Origin of the sequence: Vibrio sp. YT-17 (assembly GCF_033337375.1) — a bacterium.
GTDB lineage: Bacteria > Pseudomonadota > Gammaproteobacteria > Enterobacterales > Vibrionaceae > Vibrio > Vibrio alginolyticus.
The window spans coordinates 1-1,239 of sequence record NZ_JAWOQP010000124.1; the positions used below are offsets into that span (position 1 = coordinate 1).

General features: G+C 48.8%; 1 protein-coding gene and 1 pseudogene. One reads left to right on the plus strand and one right to left on the minus strand.

Going from position 1 to position 1,239, the window contains the following annotated elements:
* Positions 1-225 (plus strand): annotated as a pseudogene (locus R7F67_RS24360) (alcohol dehydrogenase); the annotation flags it as partial.
* Between the two features lie 48 nt (positions 226-273).
* On the opposite strand, the gene R7F67_RS24365 reads toward R7F67_RS24360, so the two are convergent.
* A partial coding sequence (locus tag R7F67_RS24365) for a 6-phospho-beta-glucosidase (protein WP_318057481.1) occupies positions 274-1,239 on the minus strand: 966 nt, incomplete at its 5' end.

Sequence of the window (1,239 nt, forward strand, 5' to 3'; positions counted from 1 at the left end):
GCCAACAACATCGACTTTAGTACATTCTTTTTGCGGTATTGGGAAGAATCGGTAGGTAAAGGTGGGAGAAAGACGGTATTCGCTGAAATGTTAAAACACTTTATTGCCAAGGATATAAAGCTCGCAGTTGCACACTACTTACCGTTAGAAGCATTTCAAACTGCGCTTGAACAAATTGAAGAAAAATCACTAGCGCGGAGTGGCAAGATTATTCTAACCATGTGAACACAAAAAGGGATGGCACTCGCCCTCCCTTTTGCATTTTAGTTAGGATTAACGAAACTGCGGCATGTAATCGAGGTTCGCTTGAATGGTCTCTTCCAATGCCTGCTCTAGAATCGTTCCTGTTGTGACCAGTGGGTTCAGAATCAACGCTCGGTGCGCCGCGTTGCGGTTGCCTGTGACCGCTGCTTCGACAGTGAGCGATTCAAAATCCTTCATCAATTGAATCAGGCGCAGCGTATCTGTTGGGAACGGTGCAACATTCAAAGCAACGGGCCCTGATTTGGTGATCATACAGCTGACTTCCACAGTGCAGTCGTCCGGCAAGCCCGCAATCGCGCCGTTGTTGCGAGTGTTCACGTGCATGATGGTGCGCTTGTCGTTGTAGATAGAGCTCATCAGCTCACAGGCCGCTTCTGAGTAATATTGGCCACCGCGCTTTTCGAGTTCTTTTGGTTTCTCGTTAAGCTCTGGGTTGCGGTAGATATCGAACAGACGTTTCTCCATCGCTTTGACCACTTCGCCGCGTGTGCCTTCGCCGTTCGCTTCTTCAATTTCCTGCTTCATGATGTCTTCGCTGGTGTAATAGTAGCGAAGGTATGCGCATGGAATCATCCCCATATTGCGCAGCAGTTCTGTTGGCCATTCGAATGGAGGAATGTTTTGTGGAACGAGAGGATCGTTGCCCGATAAGATCTCTTCGACTACCTCTTGCAGCTTATCGCGACCTTCATGCAGGATCTGGCGCGCCCAAATAAAGTGGTTCAACCCCGCAACTTGCAATACAAAGTCTTGCTCGTCAGCGCCCAGCATTTGCGCGATGCCTTTTTGCATGATCACTGGCACGTTGCACAAACCGACCGCTTTTACTTTGGTGTGCTTGAGAATCGCTTCGGTCACCATGCCCGATGGATTAGTAAAGTTCAGCAACCAAGCGTCTGGACACAACTCTTCCATCTCTTTACAGATTTCTAGCGCGATAGGAATGGTGCGACAGGCATTAGCAAAACCGCCTAA